Genomic DNA, 3,078 nt, shown 5'->3' on the forward strand with positions numbered 1-3,078 from the left:
AGTAAATGCTTCTGAGGATCTGAGTATTCATATGGCACCCGGCGGAGGTTGGGTTGCAAAACTTAAAAAAGAATAGTAAGTTAGCTTCTTCTTGAATATCATTGAAAGACCGGCGGTCATCTTCAAAAAATAGAATTCCGGATCAACGAAAGAAGAACACCCAGGAGAACCTTATCTGTCGTTTGCTTTAAAGTTTATCAAAAATAATTCATAATATATGAAAAGCCACAAATTATATCTTCTCCTGCCAATGAGTTACATTTTTCTCATTGTCAGTTTATCTGTATATTCCCAGCCTGTTACCGTGGAAAGTTTAATAAATGAAATGACAGATCTGGAGCGCTTAACCAGATTTCCCGGTGATTCTTATAAAACGGTTCAGTTTTCTTCCTACGACAGGAGAAGCACTTCTCCCTATAAATCCGGATGGTTTGCCAACAGCGATGGCTTTGGTGGTGAACCTGTGCCCGGTTTTGAAAAGGTGTTGGAACAACCCGGTGAATACGGTATTGGCAAATATCTGATCTGCGATGTGGAAAAACCGGGTGTTATTGTAAGGTTGTGGTCGGCGAGGATCAATGGTAATCTCCGTGTTTACCTGGATGATATGAAAGATCCTGTATTTGAAGGTAAGGCAGAAGATTTTTTCTGGAGAACCTTTCAGGCTTTTTCCGGAAAGAAATCATCACAAAAGTACCAGAGCAGCCTGCGGCAGTATGATGCATTCTATCTCCCCATACCTTTTTCGGAGCGTTGCCGGATAGAATGGGAAGGAGATCTTGACAATCTGCATTTTTATCACATTCAGATGCGCTTGTACGATCAGGATGTGAAGGTGGAAACATTTTCCAGGGATAATCTGAAGGAATATACCCGGGCGCTTGACAGGGCAAGGCGTTTATTCTTTCATCCTGAGAAGGAATGGAATTATGGGGGTTCTGAGATGTTGTCAGAAAGCGAGCATATACCTGCCCATGAAACGGGAGATCTGTTTCATTTTACAGGAAACAAGGCGATAGAAAGGTTTGAAGTGGAGCTAACTGCAGATAACATGAGAAAAGCACTTCGTCAGGGGATATTAAACATTTATTTTGACGGGGCTTCCGTTCCACAGGTGCAGGCGCCCATAGGGTATTTTTTTGGTACTGGTCCGGGGATTGATCCTTACAGTTCATTACCTTTTACAGTAAACCCCGACGGATCCATGATATGCAGGTTTGTTATGCCTTTCAGAAAGGAAGTCAGGATAGAAATTGACAATCTCTCCGATCAGGACATTACCGTGGTTGCCTCTTTTCGGTTAAAAGATTATGACTGGGAAGCAGGGGAATCCATGCATCTGAGAGCGCACTGGCGTGCCGATCATAACCTGACATCCTCGGGCGAAAATCCTTTTGACATTCCTTATGTTTTGGGTTCAGGAAAAGGAAGACTGGTGGGAGCTTCAGCTTTCATTATGAATCCTTCACGCGTGCCCACCAGTTGGGGCAACTGGTGGGGAGAGGGTGATGAAAAGATTTTCATCGATCAGGATAAAATTCCCTCCATTTTCGGAACCGGTTCGGAAGATTATTTTAATTATTCCTGGTCCTCGAGAGCCATATTCGATCATGCTTTCTGCGGTCAGCCACGAAATGACGGTCCCGGAAACAGGGGCTTTGTCACCAATTACCGGTATCAGATTCTGGATGATGTGCCCTTTGAAAACCGGATCGATTTTTATATGGAGCTTTTGTCACATAGCGAGGTTCCCGGTTTTTCCTACAGCCGGATTGCCTATTTATATGCCTTCCCGTACTTCAATGATGATCACAGGGAAGTTTCAGAGGAGGATGTGAAGATGCCTGAATTACCTGCCTGGAATCGTGCCCGGGCAGACTTTGGCGCTGCCAATTCGCTTTTCTATGAAGCAGAAACATTGGTTGAAGATCCGGCAAAGATTTCGATTGAAAAGGGATATATATGGACAAAAGGGAAATATATGCTTTGGAGATCCAATAATGAAGGGGAGTCATTGAAACTGAATATTCCGGTGGTTAAGGATACTACGGTGAATATTGCCCTGACTGCTGCCCATTCACCTAACAGTGGGAATATTTCAGTCGTGGTTGATGGTAGGGAATTAAAATTTGAGAACGAACCGTTAGTTGACTTGCATCAGGAGCAGGCACTGGTTTCCCGAAATCATGTTTCTCAAACCATTGAGTTGGAAGATGGCCTTCATGAGTTGGTTATTGAAAACCGGGAAGGTGGCTCAAATTTAATAGGCATCGATTTTATCTGGGTGAAGTATTAACCTGGAGGAATGGCATGAGATTTATTTTGAGTGATTCAGGATAAAGAAGTTTTGCAAAAAGTTACTTTTTATTGAATACAAATGATCATTTTTATACTCTAATTTAAAAGATTCATCTCATATGAAGGTGTTGCAACCATTTATAAACTGTTTTCTTTTCCCTGTTCTCATTCTTTTTTTGAGTACGGCTACCTATTCGCAGATTACCAAAGAAGATTACCGTAAAGGCAGGTCCCTGAGCAGGTATAATGGTCTGGTTTACCATGCCAACGTGGAGCCTTCCTGGATCAGAGATACCCATCACTTTTGGTATAAGGTTCACACGCATAAAGGCGATGAGTATTTTCTTGTAGATGCCGATAAAAGAACAAAAGAACAGGCTTTTGATCATGAAAAACTGTGTGAACAGTTGAATGAAGCAACGGGCGGAGCCCTGGAGCCTTATTCTCTTCCCCTGGAAAGTTTATTATTTAATGGAGATCGTGATAAAATGGTATTCAAGCTTGATAATGCAAGGTGGAGCTATGATTTGTCTTCCCAATCGCTTAAAAAATTGAAAGACATTGAAGATAGAGATCGCAGCCATCCCAGAACTTACTGGGGCACAAGCCGGAACCATTTGGGGAATTCTCCTGTAGCTTCCCCTGATGACAAATGGGAAGCATACATTAAAGATTATAATGTATGGATCAGGAACACCACTTCAAAAGCCACATACCAGCTAAGCTACGATGGCTCAGAAGGAGATTTTTATTCTTCTTACATCCGATGGTCGCCTGATT

At 42.4% G+C, this 3,078-nt stretch carries 2 protein-coding genes; both read left to right on the top strand.

Going from position 1 to position 3,078, the window contains the following annotated elements; translation table 11 throughout:
- Nucleotides 1-217: 217 nt before the first annotated feature.
- Complete coding sequence (locus KGY70_19930; protein MBS3777475.1) at nt 218-2,296, top strand: DUF2961 domain-containing protein; 2,079 nt, start codon at nt 218-220, stop codon at nt 2,294-2,296.
- Between the two features lie 121 nt (nt 2,297-2,417).
- On the top strand, nt 2,418-3,078 hold a 661-nt coding region (locus tag KGY70_19935), incomplete at its 3' end, for a DPP IV N-terminal domain-containing protein (GenBank protein ID MBS3777476.1).

Source organism: Bacteroidales bacterium, assembly GCA_018334875.1.
GTDB lineage: Bacteria > Bacteroidota > Bacteroidia > Bacteroidales > UBA12077 > JAGXLC01.

Excerpts from the sequence above, each read along its gene's own strand:
- KGY70_19930 (MBS3777475.1), top strand. The coding sequence starts at position 218 with ATGAAAAGCCACAAATTATATCTTCTCCTGCCAATGAGTTACATTTTT.